Source organism: Halorhodospira halochloris (assembly GCF_002356555.2).
GTDB lineage: Bacteria > Pseudomonadota > Gammaproteobacteria > Nitrococcales > Halorhodospiraceae > Halorhodospira > Halorhodospira halochloris.
Map to the genome: position 1 here is coordinate 1,250,525 of NZ_AP017372.2, position 16,601 is coordinate 1,267,125.

Annotated in this window: 13 protein-coding genes, 1 tRNA gene and 1 pseudogene; 8 read left to right on the plus strand and 7 right to left on the minus strand. The window is 56.1% G+C overall.

Features of this window, described 5'->3' with window-relative positions; all coding sequences use genetic code 11:
- Nucleotides 1–33 precede the first annotated feature (33 nt).
- A complete protein-coding gene (locus HH1059_RS05865) occupies nt 34–1,392 on the minus strand; it encodes an OmpP1/FadL family transporter (protein WP_096409200.1) in 1,359 nt (452 codons plus the stop codon).
- A gap of 171 nt (nt 1,393–1,563) precedes the next feature.
- Between HH1059_RS05865 and HH1059_RS05870 the strand changes: the two genes are divergently transcribed.
- The 3 genes from HH1059_RS05870 (at nt 1,564) to HH1059_RS05880 (ending at nt 3,258) form a co-directional block, all read left to right on the plus strand.
- Nucleotides 1,564–2,046, plus strand: a complete 483-nt coding sequence (locus HH1059_RS05870; protein ID WP_096409202.1) for a hypothetical protein — start codon at nt 1,564–1,566, stop codon at nt 2,044–2,046.
- A gap of 144 nt (nt 2,047–2,190) precedes the next feature.
- On the plus strand, nt 2,191–3,123 hold the full coding sequence (locus HH1059_RS05875) for an exopolyphosphatase (RefSeq protein WP_096409203.1): 933 nt from the start codon (nt 2,191–2,193) through the stop codon (nt 3,121–3,123).
- A 49-nt stretch (nt 3,124–3,172) separates the two neighbouring features.
- Nucleotides 3,173–3,258, plus strand: a tRNA-Leu gene (locus HH1059_RS05880).
- A gap of 58 nt (nt 3,259–3,316) precedes the next feature.
- On the opposite strand, the pseudogene HH1059_RS14070 reads toward HH1059_RS05880, so the two are convergent.
- Nucleotides 3,317–3,754 (minus strand): annotated as a pseudogene (locus tag HH1059_RS14070) (AAA family ATPase); the annotation flags it as partial.
- Nucleotides 3,755–3,883: 129 nt separating this feature from the next.
- On the opposite strand from HH1059_RS14070, the gene HH1059_RS05890 reads away from it, so the two are divergent.
- Both HH1059_RS05890 and HH1059_RS05895 read left to right on the plus strand, forming a co-directional pair.
- Nucleotides 3,884–4,126, plus strand: a complete 243-nt coding sequence (locus tag HH1059_RS05890) for a hypothetical protein (RefSeq protein ID WP_162549386.1) — start codon at nt 3,884–3,886, stop codon at nt 4,124–4,126.
- Between the two features lie 39 nt (nt 4,127–4,165).
- Nucleotides 4,166–5,113: a hypothetical protein gene (locus HH1059_RS05895; protein WP_162549387.1), complete on the plus strand. Its 948-nt coding sequence runs from the start codon at nt 4,166–4,168 to the stop codon at nt 5,111–5,113.
- Nucleotides 5,114–5,373: 260 nt separating this feature from the next.
- Here the strand turns inward: HH1059_RS05895 and HH1059_RS05900 are convergent, their stop codons facing one another.
- Nucleotides 5,374–6,627: an HD-GYP domain-containing protein gene (locus HH1059_RS05900; protein ID WP_096409208.1), complete on the minus strand. Its 1,254-nt coding sequence runs from the start codon at nt 6,625–6,627 to the stop codon at nt 5,374–5,376.
- Nucleotides 6,628–6,776: 149 nt separating this feature from the next.
- Entirely contained in the window at nt 6,777–7,025 is a 249-nt protein-coding gene (locus HH1059_RS05905) for an EAL domain-containing protein (RefSeq protein WP_096409210.1), read from the minus strand.
- A 99-nt stretch (nt 7,026–7,124) separates the two neighbouring features.
- Here HH1059_RS05905 and pyrF point away from each other — a divergent pair, with 99 nt between their 5' ends.
- Nucleotides 7,125–7,925, plus strand: a complete 801-nt coding sequence (pyrF, locus tag HH1059_RS05910; protein WP_197710740.1) for an orotidine-5'-phosphate decarboxylase — start codon at nt 7,125–7,127, stop codon at nt 7,923–7,925.
- Here the strand turns inward: pyrF and HH1059_RS05915 are convergent.
- The 3 genes from HH1059_RS05915 to HH1059_RS05925 all read right to left on the minus strand — a co-directional run bounded on the left by HH1059_RS05915 (nt 7,922) and on the right by HH1059_RS05925 (nt 11,774).
- Nucleotides 7,922–8,830: an EAL domain-containing protein gene (locus HH1059_RS05915; protein ID WP_096409212.1), complete on the minus strand. Its 909-nt coding sequence runs from the start codon at nt 8,828–8,830 to the stop codon at nt 7,922–7,924. The two genes, pyrF and HH1059_RS05915, sit on opposite strands and share 4 nt — an antisense overlap.
- Before the next feature lie 152 nt (nt 8,831–8,982).
- The gene (locus tag HH1059_RS05920) at nt 8,983–9,819 is read right to left on the minus strand and encodes an aldo/keto reductase (protein ID WP_096409213.1); all 837 of its coding nucleotides are present in this window, start codon (nt 9,817–9,819) and stop codon (nt 8,983–8,985) included.
- 158 nt (nt 9,820–9,977) lie between these two features.
- Complete coding sequence (locus tag HH1059_RS05925) at nt 9,978–11,774, minus strand: PHA/PHB synthase family protein (protein WP_231902045.1); 1,797 nt, start codon at nt 11,772–11,774, stop codon at nt 9,978–9,980.
- Between the two features lie 224 nt (nt 11,775–11,998).
- Between HH1059_RS05925 and HH1059_RS13940 the strand changes: the two genes are divergently transcribed.
- On the plus strand, nt 11,999–12,133 hold the full coding sequence (locus HH1059_RS13940) for a hypothetical protein (protein ID WP_274521861.1): 135 nt from the start codon (nt 11,999–12,001) through the stop codon (nt 12,131–12,133).
- Between the two features lie 44 nt (nt 12,134–12,177).
- Nucleotides 12,178–16,599 (plus strand): chemotaxis protein CheB, encoded by a 4,422-nt coding sequence (locus HH1059_RS05930; protein WP_162549388.1) that lies wholly within the window; start codon nt 12,178–12,180, stop codon nt 16,597–16,599.
- The last annotated feature ends 2 nt before the right edge of the window (nt 16,600–16,601 follow it).

Below are 16,601 nucleotides of genomic sequence, written 5' to 3' on the forward strand. Positions count from 1 at the left end.
TTTTAGAGGTTCCCAAAAGGCTAGGCCGCTGGTCTAGAACCTCCAGTTGGCCGATGCGGCGAAGACCTGGACGTTGGATTCGTATTCGCCTTCGACTGGATCGTTAATAGCGTTTTGCTCTGCTAGATCTTCGGCCAAGGTGATTGCTGCATCATCGAGCCAGATATAGGTATAGGCGAAGTCGACGGTTAAGTTGCTAACGGCCTCGGGCTGCCAGGTGCCGCCAAGGGCCACCCAGGTGCGGTCCTCATCGGGGATGCGCGGGGTGCGGTAGCGGTCGCTGGTAGGGGTCTGATCGTAGGCGACACCGAGGCGGAAGTCCCACTGGTCACTGTGATCGTAGCGGGTGCCGAGGGAGAACATCCAGGTGTCGTCCCAGTCGTAGGTCTCCGGCTCGTTGTCAACATGATCGGGCAATATACTGGCATCCTTTTCTATGGCTAGCTCTTCGAAATCGCTCCACTGAGTCCAGGTTGCATCGGCGAGCAGTGTCCAGCGTTGGTGGAGCTGTTGGGCTATGCCCAGGTTAACCGAGGCTGGGATATCGAGATCGGCTTCGCCGTCGGTGCTGCCGTCGGTATGTGCCCCTCCTTCTTGATAATCCGCATCACCCTCTAGGGTGTGGCCCATGCCGTGGCGATAGGCGATGCCGAGCTGAGTGCCATGAGTGGGTGTGAAGTGGGCTCCAAGGTTAAAACCGTACGCCCAGGAGTCGCCTTCAACGGTCAATTTGCCGTCGCCGTCAGTCTCTAGGGTGGGGACGTGTTCATTATTGATTTCATTGGTCTTTTCAGGGACCATGCTCGAAAGACTAGCATCGGCATACTGCGCCGATAGGCCAACCCCGAGGGCGAGCTGCTCGTTGACTCGCCAGCCGAGCGTCGGGTTGATGTCAATGGTCATGAGATCGGTGTTGACGGCGTCGTAGCGTCCCACCCAGTCCTCCGGGTAGTCGGTCTCCATGCCGTAGGGGACGTTGATGCCGAGCCCGAAGCGCAGGCCTGGAATTATATCGGTGGCGGCGTAGAATACCGGTACGAAGGCATCTTCGCCGCCGCCGGCGGATTGTTGGCCGGGCATCTCGCCTTGTGATGGGTGCGCTTGGCTAAAATCCGGAACCTCCTCAGCCTCAAAATCAAAGGTCGGACTGATGTAACTCAGGACCACTTCCGCCTCGGGGTCGTGGCCGAGGTGGACGCCGAGAGTGGCCGGATTGAAATACATGTGGCTGATATCGTGGGCGTCTGCGCTGCGCCCGGCGAAGGCACTGCCGAGTAGCGAGGCGCTCTGTTCCTGGAGCTGGAACGCGGCCGCAGAGGCGCCGCCCGAGAAGGCGGTAAGGGTAAGCAGGCACGGGGCCGCGATAAACAGACGGCGGTTCAGATTTGGCATGTGCTCCTCCTAGCTGTAATCATCGCCAGCTTGTTGTCACTAGTTTTATGCTTCTAAGTAAAATGCTATATATATTGTATTGACCGCAGCCAATACTATAATGAGGGCTGCGTCTGCGCAAAGCGTAAGGTCTTTGGCTTGCGTTTGGTTTGTGAGCAAAGGTAACTGCCCATGGAGACAACCTGGCCCTTATGGCTGATAACAGCCGCCGCTTTAGCGACCATAGAGCTGGCTGCTTCGGATCGCGATCGGCGAGCTCGCGGGGTCTCCCTATCTATAGCAGCGGGGGCTGTTGTTGCGGCTCTGGTAAGCTTCGCCGGGCTCAGCCTAGCCGTAGAAGCAGTAGTGGCGGCGTTAGCCGCGGCCTTCGCTTACCTGCTCATGCCGCAGATATTGCCCCGCCTGGACGCGCGCCGGCAACAGCCGGTTAGTGGCGAGATCTTAAATGTGCGTATCGACGTCAATGGGCTGCCTTTCATCGAGCGTGAAGAAGGGGTACCGATACCGGCTGCCCTAGAAGATAGGGGCGAGCTGGAGATGGGCGCTGCGGTACGCCTGGTGCGGATAGAGGATGGCGTGGCGCTAGTGCGGATGGTCGGCCCAAGCAGCGGCAGGAAACCGCCGCCGCTGTCAGCCTGTAGGCTAAAGCGCTGATTGATCTGCCAAGGCAGCGAGGGGCGCAGGCAGTGCTGCTGGTCGCCACCTTAGCGGTATTTCCACAGCGATTGTGCGAATTATCTGGTAAGATGGCAACTGACAAAAATCATATTAAGCATGGATCTCTCTCGGAGAAGATAGATGGCTAACGAAAAATTCCGCCTCGTCACCCGCAGCGACTTTGACGGCTTGGTCTGCGGTGTTCTGCTCAAACACCTGGACATGATTGATACCGTGAATTTCGTCCATCCGAAGGATATGCAGGATGCCAAGATAGAGATCGGTAGCCGCGACATAACTACCAATCTACCTTACGTTGAGGGTGTCCACCTGGCCTTTGATCACCATCTATCTGAGACGATCCGCAATGAGGGACAGCGCGATAACCATATCATCGACCCCGATGCCCCTTCTGCGGCCCGCGTGGTCTGGAGACACTACGGGGGGCATGATGCCTTCCCAGCGAAATGGGACGAGATGCTAGCGGCGGTCGATAAGGGTGATGCCGCACAGTTTGATAAGGAAGAGGTGCTTAATCCCCGCGGTTGGGTGCTGCTTAACTTCCTCATGGATGCCCGCACCGGTTTGGGGAGATTCCGGAATTTCCGTATCTCCAATTACAACCTCATGATGCAGTTGATTGATTACTGCAAGGATCACAGCATAGATGAGATCCTCAAGCTGCCCGATGTGCAGGAGCGGGTTGACCTTTACTTTGAGCACGAAGCTAAGTTCAAGGAACAGCTAAAGCGCTGCTCGACCGTCCATGATAACTTGGTGGTTCTGGATCTGCGCAATGAAGAGACGATCTGGCCGGGGAATCGCTTCATGATCTATGCGCTCCACCCGCAGTGCAATATCTCGATCCATGTCATGTGGGGCTATCAGCAGCAAAACACGGTCTTCGCAGTTGGCAAGTCGATCTTTGATCGCAGTTCTCGCACCAATGTTGGCGAGTTGATGCTCGAATACGGCGGCGGCGGACACGAAGCGGCCGGGACTTGCCAAATCGATACCGACCGCGCCGATCAGGTCCTGCAAGAACTGATTGAGCGAATTACCAAAGATGGCTAAGGATGGCTGATGCAAAGCCGATGCGGTGTGTGATATATTAAGTCCATAAGCCGGGGTGGCGGAACTGGTAGACGCGCTCGACTCAAAATCGAGTGGGCTTCGCCCATGTGGGTTCGAGTCCCACCCCCGGCACCACTTCCTTATTATGGGAGGTCATCGGCACGCGCAGCTGCCTTTGGCTGGCGACTTCGTGGATCTTCCTGACCAGCGCATCTGCCCGGCTCGGATGCACCCCATTGTCGATCTCTTCTATGATCAGCAGCGCTCCCGCCGGCGCGGACAAAAGCGCTGCGCCTACGGCCAGCGCGCGCAGGGTGCCGTCGGATAGCAGCGGGGCATCAACAAAACGCTGCTGCTCGCCGAAGGTCTCTTCTAGTTTCACCATCACATCCTGACGGGGAGTCTCAATGAACTGGATGTCGGTGATTTCTTGCTCGGGTAAGGAGCGGATGATGCTCAGTAGTTCCTGTTTGCCTGCTGGGTCCTGACAGAGCCGATAGAGCACCGCGGAGAGATTACTACCGTCCTCTTTGGGATGCTTGTCGCCAGCATACTCGTAGTCACGCATTTGCGCCGGGCGCGGATCAAGAAAAACGATATCGCGTAGCGTCTCACGCAGGGTACGGGTCACCTCGGGGATGAGCTCCTGAGCCTCGCTGTGAGATTGCTGGAAGCGCCCGGACGTCCTGATTATTCGTTCAAATCACAAGCATTGAGCATAACTTGCTTGCTTGATTGAATGAGTTGTGTTGACAAGCAAATGTCAAGTGAAGGAACGACCCTGCTCGGTTTGAGCCTCAAGTATTGGCTTAGCGCGGCGGATATGGCGCTTCTTGAGTCTATCTCACAGGGACAGTCGCCTGAGAAGCAGGTTTGGCTGATCAATATGATTATCAATCGTCTTGGTATATTCCTAAATTGGTTGGAGGGGGGGGGTGATAATCGGCCGCATTTGCTTTTCGACTCTGCCTGTCGGAGCATGTCTCGCAATCGGCATGGCTGACTTTGCAGGTGTGCTGCACTAACTAACAGTGAGGCAATCATGACTCGAAAAGAGTTGCGTACAATCTCGTTGATAGGTGCTAGTGCCCTAGTTGTTGGATGCGCCGCGTTTGACGAACGGGACTTGCAAAGATGGGCGATGGATAGGGCTACAGATGAGGTGATCGATAGAGCCACTTCTCCGGCGGACGGTGAAGCTGATGAAGAGGAGCGGCAAGACAGGCAGGATAGAGGGTTGGAGGAGGGTGATAGGACGGTAGAAGCTGGCCAGTGTACGGAAGAGCAAATCGCGAAGATGATTCAGCGGGATATTTCTCGGGAGGTGATTGGCCACGTCTGTGCATCTGACACCGATGCTGTTGCGACTTCAGAAGAAGATGATAGTGAAGATGAAGAAAAGGATGTTGAATTAGAAGATGAGCGGCTTGCTGAGGTTAGCGATGAGGAAGACGTTGAGGAGGGGGTGAGCGCTGAGCCTGAAACGACTTCTGCTGAGACAGAAGAGGAGCCGTACGACGCTGATCGCGAGCCCCGGCGGACGTTTATCGGGGGAGGGTATTATCAGCTTGCGCAGCGTGTGCAAGTTCGTACTACCCAGACTGATCGGGAGCAATTCGACGGGCCTAGCATCGTTTTACGGCAAGCATTCCACGATTATTGGACGGGTGAGATCAGATACTATTCTATCAACCACGATGATCACTCCGAATGGGATGTTTCTGGGTTAGTTATCAACCTGTGGCTGAGCACAAACGCGTTTGAACCTGGCTGGAACTTTGGAGTTGGCGGCGGTTTTTATACGGAGGACTGGGAGCAGGAGAGCTTTGCTGGTTTTAATATTGGCCTTTTGATCGGTTATAGGTGGGAAAACTTTGGTTTTGATCTTGTAGCGGGAGGGCGAGATACTTCAGACCAAGATGACACTCTTTATGGAGACTCGGAGGTATCGCACTCAACAGGCTCACTGAATTTCCTCTACCAATTCTAGATGTCCAGTTGTTTCGGTAGCGCTCGGCTCCGGCCTGTCAGTAGAAGCACTGGAAACTCAAACAGGTAAGTGCATCGCCGGCAGGTTCTAGCTTTGTGGGCACCGGGCGCGCGATATCGCGTTCGTGCAGCGCGACTGGTTATACCCTGCGACCTGCGGGTGGGCCCGAATTCCAGGGTCGAATGCAGAATATGGCGCCGGGGAAGCTTTACAGGTTCCCGCTTGCCTATGGGGTAGCTTAGTGGCAAAAATTATTTTAATTAGCCATTAACATGCGCCTGAGAATTGCCGCTCACGAGAAGCCGCTCCTCGAGAAAAGCCCAGTCGGTCAGGGACTCGCTGCTAATAACGGACAGACCATTCTCGCGGCTGACGTTTATCACTCGTGGGGGGTCGATATGTTCCTCCCGCTCAATGTCGTAGACAACACGAACGATCGGCTTGGCCGAGTTCTCTCGACTGACGTTCTCTACAACACCAAGCTGCCCGTTACTCAGTCTCACGATCGAACCAGGTGGATAGACCCCTATGCATTTGATAAAGCGCTTAAAGAGATTTTGGTCGAACTTCGCGCCTGCTTCGGCCATCATTTGCCTTAGCGCTTGCGTTGGAGTCATGCCGTCCTTATAGCAGCGCACCGCGGTCAGTGCGTCGTAAACGTCGACAATCGCGGCAAGGCGCGCCTCGAAGGGGATCTTCGATTCCGGCAGGGCGTCTGGATAACCTTTGCCGTCGACGCGTTCATGGTGCAAGCGGGCGACTTCAAGGGCCTTCTCAGGGATGCCCGGCGTATCTTTAAGGATTTGGTAGCCGTGGCTAGAGTGCTTTTTGATCTCTGTAAACTCTTCATCGGTCAGCGCTCCCGGCTTTTGTAAGATCTCGTTGGGCACCCGAACTTTGCCAATATCGTGCAAAAAACCTGCTATGCCAAGGGTTCGAACGTGGTATTCGCCTAAGCCGTAAAAGCTGGCGAAGATCATCATCAGAACCCCGCAATTTACGCTGTGCTCATAAGTGTAGCCATCTCGGGTGCGTAGTCTTCCTACTGACAGCATAGCTGCGGGGTTGTTGGCGACTGAAGTCAGTAGTTCATCTGCGGTAGACTGTAGACCCTTAAAGTTAGGGAACTCTTCCTGGTGGTAAACTCCCCTAAAGAGTTCCTGAACAGTCTCCCTTGCCTCAAGAGTCGTTTCCTGAGCCTGCTCTAGCGAAGGAACGACTTTCTTTGATTTCGGGCGTTTGCCTTGCTTGCTCCGGACAGCTTCTTCGCTATTTTTTTCTTCGACTTTATCCTGCTCAACCTTTTTGCTCTCATCAATCCAAACGTGATCTACCCCGAGCTGTCTTATCTTATTAATGCTAGGAGCATCGAGGTAGAAGCTGTTGGTAAGAAAAGGGTGCCGTAGCCAATCTAAGCCCAGATCATGCAGATACATCCCAGGCTTTAACTCGCCCACAGGTATCCTGCTTATCTCTTTGTCATCTTTGATCTTTTCTTTGCCTTCCGCGTCCATCACCCCTTCCCCATGGACTCCACAGCCTATGTCTTAAGTCGCTTGATAGCTCCGGCCGGAGCAACTTGATGGCCTGGGTAGCACGTAGTCAACCCGTGCAGTATCAAGGTAATAAGGTTACCAGGTCCAGTACATTTCGCCAGCTACGCTTAAAGTCGCGATTTTAGGTCGGTTGCCACCCTGGGCGTCGATATCGGTCGGGCGAAGAAGAATCCCTGTACGAAGTCGACGTCGGGGTAGAGGGCGGTCAGTGCCTGATGTTCAGTCTCGACTCCCTCGAGCACCACTAGGCTACCGGCCTCGTGGATCAGGGCAACGAGGTTATTGAGGATTCTCCGCTGTCCCTCGGCATGCTCCTCGACTGCGCGCTGGATTAGGGAGCGGTCGAGTTTAACCAGATCGGGCGTTTAGACCGGCTTGGACGTTCCCTTTTTTCTAGGCAGGGAGTAAAATGCGAAGTTTACCGATTTCAGGTAACCCTTTGAGAGTAAATATCCATGGTCGAAACAGAGGCTATCGCTAACCGACAATCCTCCAAGCCTATCCCCCCTGAGGAGAGGCTTATTGTCGCCCTAGATATCCCTAATACCAAGCAGGCCAAAGAGCTGGTGGAGCATCTCGGAGACAGCGTCAGCTTTTATAAGCTCGGCCTGGAGCTGTTCATGGCCGGGGGCTACTTCGAGCTGGTGGAGTGGCTGCGGGAGAGAGGGAAACGGGTCTTCGTCGATCTGAAGTTCTTCGACGTTCCTGAGACCGTTGCTTCGGCGGTTCGTCAGCTCCGCCAATATGGAGCAGACTTTGCCACTGTGCATGGCAATGACTCCATGCTGAAAGCGGCCGCAGGGGAAAAAAACGGAACAAAAATACTAGCGGTAACGGTTCTAACCAGCCTGGATCAGGGGGATATGGAAGATCTGGGGTTCGAGGCGGATATCAACAAGATTGTCCTGTCTAGGGCCCGGCGGGCCCTGGAGGTGGGTTGCGACGGGGTCATTTCTTCCGGCCTGGAAGCCCAGGATCTTCGCAAGTCCTTGGGTGAGAACTTCTTGATCATTACCCCCGGCATCCGACCGGGCAGTAACCAGCGCATCGACGACCAGAAACGCACCGTGGACGTGGAGGATGCCTTCCACAAAGGGGCCGACTACATCGTGGTGGGCCGACCCATCCGCGATGCCGATGACCCCAAGGCCGCGGCGGAGGACGTCCAGGCTCGCATTCGGTCCCTGTTTGCCGCTGACGGGGGTTCAGCCCGGTCCGTTATTACTCCAAGCGCTGTAAATTACAGAGGGGGCTAGCTGTCAGTTGGGCGCCAGAGCAAGTCGCAGCAAAGTACGTAAGGGCTGCTTTCGGCGGGTGGTGTTTCGGCGATCGACAGCGTGACACAGATGTGGTTGCCGGTGCTGGATCGGTAAGGGCGTGAGACCTTCAGGCGTCGGAGTTCCATGCAGGCATCCCGGTAATAGTGGCGGCGCAGCCAGTTGCCGCCCTGGGTGTCGATGAGCGGGCGGTAGCGCTGGTCAGGGACTTGAGCAAAGAGTCTATCCCTGGCGGTGGCGGTCGCCGGATCGGCGGAGTAGCCACACCTTTTGGGCAGCACGTGCTCGTCGACCTGCTCACCGCGACCGTTGAGGACGTAACAGCGCTGAACATAAGGCATCTTGAGGAGATCCGCGCAGCTGTCGTGAAGTCCGGTGCCTGCCTCAAGGCGGGCAGCGGCGCGTAAGAATGCCTGGCCGTAAGGGCGCAGGAAAGAGCGTTCCTGGGTAAGCTCCTCGAGGGCGTGTTCAGTGAACTTTTCTGTGATCTGGCGCAGTGGCTCCAGGCCGAGATCCGGGGGTGACTGCGGTCCAACTAGGGTCGGTCGGGCGAAGAAGAATCCCTGTACGAAGTCGACGTCGGCGTCGAGGGCGGTCAGCGCCTGATGCTCGGTCTCGACTCCCTCGAGCACCACTAGGCTACCGGCCTCATGGATCAGGGCAACGAGGTTGTTGAGGATTCTCCGCTGTCCCTCGGCATGCTCCTCGACGGCGCGCTGGATCAGGGAGCGGTCGAGTTTAACCAGATCGGGCGTCAGTTCCAGGAGCCGCTCGAAGTTGGAATAGCCTGTACCGAAATCATCCAGAGCCACCAGGCATCCGAACTCCCGAAACCAGCTGACTGCATCGGCTAGGCGCTGGTTGTCTCCGGGGGTCTCGAGCATCTCAATAGAGATGTTGATATAATTGGCCCATGAGTTATAGAGAAGCGGACAAAAAAACGGCCAAAGTAGCGGCGGCTAACTGGCTCCAGGGAAACTTTAGAAGCGACCAAATTAAAATTAGCATGCTTACCAATGAATGGCGCAGCAATGGCTCACACAATCGCCAACGGTCGTGGCCCCTGTGGTGGCGGAAACACGTCATTAAGCTCGGCACGCTGTTCTTCGCTAAAGGATATTTCTAGAGCGCCCCGGTTCTCGGCTACTCGCTGCGGTGAGCGCGTTTTAGGTATCACCATGATGTCACCCTGATCAAGCAGCCAGGCTAGGGCTGCTTGGGCCGCTGTCATCCCATAGCGCTCTGCGAACTGCTCTAGGCGCCGGTTTTTTAGGAGATTACCTTGGCCGAGAGGGCAATAGGCCATTACTGGTATGCCGCTACCTCTTAGTAACGGTAGGGTATCCCACTCGATGCCGCGCTCGTTGAGGTGATAGAGGAGCTGATTGGTAGCGCAGCCTTCGCCCCCTGGCACCTTATGGAGCTCCCGCATATCGTCGGCATCTAGGTTGCTGACGCCCCAATAGCGGATCTTGCCACCGCGTTGCAGGTCCTGGAAGCCGGCCACGGTTTCCGCGAGCGGCTCTCCCCCTCGCCAGTGCAGCAGATAGAGGTCGAGATGATCGGTGCCTAGGCGCCTCAGGCTACGCTCGCAGGCGCTAATAACGCCTTTTCGGCTAGCGTTCCACGGAAACACCTTGCTAACCAAAAAGACCTCCTCGCGCCGTCCGGCAATGGCGTCAGCCACAACACGCTCGGCCCCGCCGTCCCCGTACATCTCGGCGGTATCGATGAGGCTGAGTCCTTCATCCAATCCCGCCTTGAGCGCTGCCACCTCATCTTTGCGCTCGGCGCTGCGCTCGCCCATATGCCAGGTACCTTGACCGAGGGCTGGTACCTTTTCACCGCTGGGTAGGATTACGCTCTGTTCCATGGGCACCCTCGTAACTCTTATATAGTGCTAGCTGGGGAAGTTATCGACGGTATTTTTCAGCAATCGCCAGCAATCACTAGGCCAAATTGCTTATCCCATCAAGCACGCCGCTTCGCCCCGTCGCCCCCGCCACGCGGTGGCGGGGGCGTCCAGACCCACTAGATCGCACCCTTCGGTGCACGCACCTTAACGTAGCGCCCGGGTGCCGGCTCGATTCCTTCCGGCGGGGTGCGCGCAGTAACGCTATCGCCGGCGTATTTAGATACCCATGAGCGCCAATCCGGCCACCACGAGCCCGAGTGCTCTTTAGCCGAATCGAGCCAGCGCTGCGGATCAGCCAACAGGCGATTGTGGGTTCGATAGCCATACTTACCGGAGTTCTCAGGGTTGATTACCCCGGCTACGTGGCCGGAGCCGCCGAGTACAAAGCGAACCGGACCGCCAAGTAAGCGGGCACTACGGTACGTGCTTTGCCAAGGGGCAATATGGTCGGCTGCGGTGGAGAGGAAGTAGGCCGGGGTCTTAATCTTGCCAAGATCAATCGGGCGCCCGGCGATCTCGAGGGCAGCGGGCTCGCGCAGGCGGTTTTCGAGATAGAGATTGCGCAAGTACCACGACTGCATGCGCGCCGGCATGCAGGTGTTATCGCTATTCCAATAGAGTAAATCGAATGGGACCGGTTCGCGGCCGAGCAGGTAGTTGTTGATTACGTAGCCCCAGATCAGATCGTTTGCCTGGAGTAGATTAAAGGCCTGACCGAGCATCGCGCCCTGCAGGTAGCCCTTATTAGCCATATATTGCTCGAGCTGAGCGATTTGCTCCTCGTCGATAAAGACAGAAAGCTCACCGACCTCCGAGAAGTCGAGCATAGTGGTCAGGAAGGTAGCACTAGAGATACGATCCTCTTCACCGCCGGCAGCTAGCCAGGCTAATGTCGTCGCCAGCAGGGTGCCGCCTATACAGTAGCCGAGGGCATTGACCTGCTGCGAGCCGGTTATTGAGTTGATAACCTCAAGTGCGGTTAGCGGTCCCTCGGTGAGGTAGTCGTCGAAAGTGGTCTCGGCAAGCTCGGCCCCAGGGTTGACCCAGGAGATAACGAACACCGTATGGCCTTGAGCTACTGCCCAGCGTATCCACGATTTTTTTTCGTTGAGATCAAGGATATAGTACTTGTTTATCCAGGGCGGGACGATTAGCAGGGGGCGCTCGTGGACGGTTTCGGTCGTCGGGCTGTACTGGATAAGTTGCATGAGACGGTTTTCATAGACCACCCGGCCCGGGGTAGCAGCAATATCTTGACCGACCGTAAATGCCTCGGGGTCAACATGGCGCAGGCGCAATTGGCCGTCACCGTCGGCGAGGTCCTCGAGGATATTTGCTAGGCCATTGAGGAGGCTTTCGCCACCGGTTTCGATAGCCTTTTCTGCCACTGCCGGGTTGGATAAGGCGAAGTTGGTCGGTGATAGAGCATCAATGTACTGACGCATATAAAACTCGACCATCTTCTTCGATTGGGGGTCAAGATCATCGGCCTGTTGGACTGTCTCAAGCAGGCGATTGGCATTAAGCAGGTAGCTGCGGCGGATAAAATCGTAGACCGTATTTTCGAACCATGCCTCGTGCTGAAAGCGCCGATCGGGTTTGCCGCCGTCGGCTGTTTCAGCCGAGGTGTTCGGTGACAGGCTCTCTTGCCAGAGCTTGAAGCCGTCACTGATAAGTTCGGACTGGAGCTTTATCAGCTCCTGCGGGTTCTCCAGCAGAGAAGTGCCGAAGCGCTGAAAGGCGCGGCTTATCAGCATGGGGTCGGGGAACATGAAAAAGTCGCCGGTTAACTGGCGACGCGCGATACCGGCGGCTAAGCGACTGCTTGCAACGCCGATGCGTTGCCAGTGTTCAGTCATGCGCAGGGCATAGTCGCTGTCCGACGACTTGCTCTTATTGTCGCTCGTACTCATATTTTTTAATCCTTGTTGGCTCCAGGCTTCCAACCCCCATTTTGTCCGCCGAGTCTAGCAAAACCGTGGTGCTGCCCAAAATCACACGTAACGGAACCTCTAAAACTCCCCGGTGAGCTTAGCTGCCCCAGTGGAGGAGGTCTTATAGCTGAATGTTGCGATTCCCCCAGGGGAACCTCTAAAACTTCGCCGGCGCCACCATCTGCCCCGGTGTGGAGGACGCCGTGAATCCATCCCTGGAGGCTTCATGGCGCCATCCCTGGCGCCAAGACCTCCACACCGGGGCAGATGGTGGCGCCGGCGAAGTTTTAGAGGCACCCCCAGGTAAGTATTGCCAGGCGGGTGAAAACATGTTCTGATTTAGATACAACAATTCAAAATGCTATTTACAGGGCAGAGAAAGGTGACTAACCCGCCCTTTAACCTTCAGCATGACAGCGGTGAGGGACCATTACTAGTCGGGGTAGCCGCCTCAGCCGGGGGGCTGGAAGCGCTACGCGAGCTATTATGCCACTTGCCGGAGGAGAGTGACCTAGCCCTTATCGTAGCTCAGCACCTCTCCCCCCATCACCGCAGCATCTTGCCTGAGTTGCTGGCTACTGAGGCGAAGCTATCAGTATGTGCCGCTGAGGACGGCGCTCAGATTGTCTCAGGCACTGTCTATGTGACCCCTTCTAATAATGACGTGACCGTGGAAGCAGGGCGCATTCGGTTATCGCCGCCGCCCGATCGGATTATGCCGAAACCCTCGGCTGATCGTCTCTTTCGCTCGTTGGCGGAGGATTGCGCTGAATCGTGTGCTGGGGTCGTGCTTTCCGGGACCGGCAGTGATGGAGCAGCCGGAGCGAGGGCGATCAAGGCCGCCGGTGGCGTTATCTTCGTCCAGGAGCCGAAAACCGCGCTCTATGATGGTATGCCCCGGGCTGCGCTAGATACTGGCTGTGCCGATGCTGTACCGTCATTGGCCGGTATAGCCGAGCGGCTATGCTGGTTGGCAGCAGGCGAGTTGCAGGTTGAGGAGGCCATTAGCGGCGGTGATGCCCTAGAGAGGATTATCCAGCTGGTATATCGCGGTAGGCGTATGGATCTTAGCGCCTATCGCGAGCCGACCTTGCAGCGGCGCTTACATCGGCGCTTGGTGGCGACCGGCAGTGCCGACTTGGAGGCTTACGAGCGGCTCCTGCTCGAAGATGATAGCGAGATGGATCGGCTCTGCCGCGAGCTGCTTATATCGGTGACTGAGTTTTTCCGTGACCGGGAGGCATTTCAGTCACTGCATCGGATTATCGAATCTATGGTGCAGCACCGCGCTTGTGGTAACGAATTGCGTGTCTGGGTGCCGGGCTGCGCTACCGGGGAGGAGGCCTACTCGATCGGGATTCTGCTCTTTGAGGTTCTAGGTGAGCAGTGTTCGAATTACTCGGTACAGATTTTTGCCACCGATCTTGATGAAGAGGCCCTCACCGAGGCTCGCCTCGGGGCCTATCCGGCCGGGGCCGTACAGGATTTGCCCCCGGATATAGTCAATAAGTACTTTGCCCGTGAATCAGGTCAGGTTAGGGTAGTCAAGATGCTGCGCGAGGCCATGGTCTTTGCCCGCCAGGATCTGCTCAACGACCCGCCGTTTACCCGCCTTGATCTGATCAGCTGCCGCAACGTATTGATTTATTTACGTCCTGAAACTCAGCAGCGGCTTCTCGAGATATTCCACTACGCTCTACGGCAATCCGGCCGGCTCTTTCTCGGTCGAGCTGAGGGGATCAGTGGACGTGATTATCTCTATACCCCGCTTGATGCTGCGCAGCGGCTCTATCAGCGGCGCAACGATGTTCAGGCAGTGCAGCCGAACTTCGGCGGTCGGTCGCGCCGGTCGCAGAGCAATATAACTGATTCTCGCTCTGCTGGGCGCAGCAAGCAGCAGGGGCTGGTTGACAGGGCTACGGAATTGACTATGCAGGCCTATGCCCCGCCGAGCGTCCTTGTCGATGCCTCGGGAATGGTGCTGCGTAGCGATCGCGCTGCTGAGTACATGCGATTGCCCGATGGTGAAATCAGCCTCGGGGCGCAATCGTTGGTACGTGAGGAGCTGCGCTCTGATTTCATCACTCTGCTAGCTCGCAGCCATCGCGAGAGCTGTGTGCAGGAGGGTAGTCCGATCTCGGTTGCTGGCATGGAGCAGCAGGTGCGGCTGCGGGTAGTTCCGGTAACTGGGGCTGCCGCAGGGGATGCAGTGCACTATCTGGTCTTTTTCGAGCCTGTTGCCGCTGCCCTTGAGCACGAGTTTGATCTGGAAGAAGCAGACGATGCCGCACAGCGGGTTATCCAAGCTCTGCAAGCTGAGTTGACTGCTACTCGAGAACACTTGAACGTGATGACTGAAGAGCTTGAGCGAGCCAATCAAGAGCTGCAGTCGACTAACGAAGAGTTGCAGTCGTCGAATGAGGAGTTGCAATCGACCAACGAGGAGTTGGAGACCAGTAACGAGGAGCTACAATCGACCAACGAGGAGTTGACTACCGTCAACGAAGAGCTAAACCGCCGCAGTGAAGAGCTCTCGGCTGCCTATGATGACCTTAATAACATTATGGATAGTCTAGGCGATCCGCTGTTGGTGCTCGACGAGCAGCATTGTGTTAAGAGCCTGAACAGCGCGGCGCGCAATTTCTTCGGGATTGAGGGCGAACGGATCGGAATGCCGATTGCGGCAATAAGTAGTTCTTTAGATGTAGAGGACTTGGTGCCGCGGGTACAGCAGGTCCTCGAGCAGGGCAAACCTGAGGAAGAGCAGATTACCACCGCTGGTGAAGGGTTCCTTTTGCGCCTTCACCCTTATCGCGATCATCACGGGGTGATCCGTGGTTGTGTTCTGTTTATGGTTAATCAAACCGGAGTCATCCGTGCTGAACAAGGACTACGCGAGAGCCAGGCGCGTTTGGTTGGGGTGCTGCGTCACGCTCCGTTGTTGGCTGCTTTTACCGCCGAGGATGGCCGGTTTCGTTTTGTAAATCCTGCCTTTGAGCGCTTTTTCCGGCTTGATCCTGGAGATGCGCTGGGTTCTTATCCGCATGAGGTTTTGCCGGAAGAAGCTGCAGAGGAATTGGTCTCTGGTGACCGTGAAGTGCGCGAGACGCTGGGCTCATCTGTCGTCGAGCGCAGCTTGGTAATCGATGGGCGTGAGCGGCGCCTATGGATATATCGTATCCCTATCCTCGCAGAACCAGATAGTGGCCAACTTGATGCCGTATGCACTCTCGCCTTGGAGGTCACAGAGTGGTGGCAAGCGGTCGCGCAGACGCGGTTGCAGGCGCAGGCACTGGATTCTGCTGCCGAAGGTATGGTGTTAACCGATGCCACCGCCGATGATCAACCTATAGTCTATTGTAATCGCGCTTTTACCGACTTGACTGGTTACACAGCCGAAGAGGTATACGGCGAAAATTGCCGCATTCTCCAGGGCCAGGATACCGACGAGGAGGCCAGGGCAGTAATGCGCAATGCACTGCAGCGTCAGCAAGCTGTTGAGGTCACCCTGACCAACTATCGCAAAGATGGTACTCCATTCCTTAACCATTTGCGGGTTGCCCCGATACGTGATGAGCACGGTGAGGTAACCCACTATTTAGGTATTCAGACCGATGTAACCGCAGCCGAGCAAGCGCGCCAGGAGCTGTTGCAGGCCAAGGCCGAGGCCGAGGCAGCAAGCCGGGCCAAGACCGAGTTTCTCTCTTCAATGAGTCACGAGCTGCGTACGCCTCTAAACGCCATTCTCGGTTTTACGCAGTTACTACGCGGCGATGCTGAGCCCGATGCCGAGACTCGCCAGCGTTACTATCAGCATGTGCTGCATGCGGGATGGTTTTTACGAGACCTAGTCAATGAAGTTCTCGATTTAGCCCATATCGAGGCCGGACAGCTGGTTGTCAATCCTGATCGGCAGGAGCTCACAGCGCTCGTCGAGCAGTGTACGGCATTCGTTTGGGGTGAGGCGCAAGAAAATGAGATCACGATTGAGGCACAGATAGGTGGCCAGGTATGGGTCGAAGCTGACCCCGTGCGAACCCGGCAGATATTAGTCAACTTGCTCTCTAACGCCGTGAAGTATAACCGCAGGGGAGGCTGTGTAACTCTTACCCTCGGTTATGAAGATGATGATTGGGTAACGGTCGATGTTACAGATACTGGTTACGGTATTGATGAGGTAGGCAAGTCGCTGCTTTTCAAGCCGTTCGAGAGGTTAGGGCAGGAGCGCAGCACCATTGAGGGGAGCGGCATCGGTTTGGTTGTCTCACAACACCTAGCCCATTTGATGGGTGGGCAGCTTAGACTCCATAGCAGTACTCTCGGGCAGGGCAGCACTTTTCGGCTCTATTTACCGCGGACCGAGGCACCTTCTCAGATAGGTGGTGATCACGTTGCTCGGATGACTCCTTCAGCAGGTGGAGGGGAAGGTGCAGATCAACGCCAGCTCAAAGTGCTCTATGTTGAGGATAACGAGCTGAACAAGATACTGGTTCGCGGCTTAATTCAGCGCTATGGGCATGTTGAGTTGATTGAAGCGGCTACGGGTGCTGAAGGCATTGCAGCTGCTGAGCGGGAAGAGCTGGATCTGATCCTGCTCGATCTTCACCTGCCTGATATGACCGGCTTTGACATAATGGCGGCACTGCGTGAGTCTAATCTTGCGGCTAACACAATGGTTGTTGCTGTAAGTGCTGATGCTTTGCCTGAGCAGCAACAGCGGGCTCATGAAGAGGGCTTTAGCGAGTATTTGGTAAAGCCTTTCCGGTTAGAGGATCTGGAGCGTCTTCTGGTAGCTGTGGGCTAGTG

Bases quoted from the DNA above. Each gene is read 5' to 3' on its own strand.
- HH1059_RS05925 (WP_231902045.1), bottom strand. From the start codon at position 11,774: ATGAGTACGAGCGACAATAAGAGCAAGTCGTCGGACAGCGACTATGCC.
- HH1059_RS05865 (WP_096409200.1), bottom strand. From the start codon at position 1,392: ATGCCAAATCTGAACCGCCGTCTGTTTATCGCGGCCCCGTGCCTGCTT.
- HH1059_RS05915 (WP_096409212.1), bottom strand. From the start codon at position 8,830: ATGCTCGAGACCCCCGGAGACAACCAGCGCCTAGCCGATGCAGTCAGC.
- HH1059_RS05875 (WP_096409203.1), top strand. From the start codon at position 2,191: ATGGCTAACGAAAAATTCCGCCTCGTCACCCGCAGCGACTTTGACGGC.
- HH1059_RS05920 (WP_096409213.1), bottom strand. From the start codon at position 9,819: ATGGAACAGAGCGTAATCCTACCCAGCGGTGAAAAGGTACCAGCCCTC.
- HH1059_RS05890 (WP_162549386.1), top strand. From the start codon at position 3,884: ATGTCAAGTGAAGGAACGACCCTGCTCGGTTTGAGCCTCAAGTATTGG.
- HH1059_RS05870 (WP_096409202.1), top strand. From the start codon at position 1,564: ATGGAGACAACCTGGCCCTTATGGCTGATAACAGCCGCCGCTTTAGCG.
- HH1059_RS05900 (WP_096409208.1), bottom strand. From the start codon at position 6,627: ATGGACGCGGAAGGCAAAGAAAAGATCAAAGATGACAAAGAGATAAGC.
- pyrF (WP_197710740.1), top strand. From the start codon at position 7,125: ATGGTCGAAACAGAGGCTATCGCTAACCGACAATCCTCCAAGCCTATC.
- HH1059_RS05895 (WP_162549387.1), top strand. From the start codon at position 4,166: ATGACTCGAAAAGAGTTGCGTACAATCTCGTTGATAGGTGCTAGTGCC.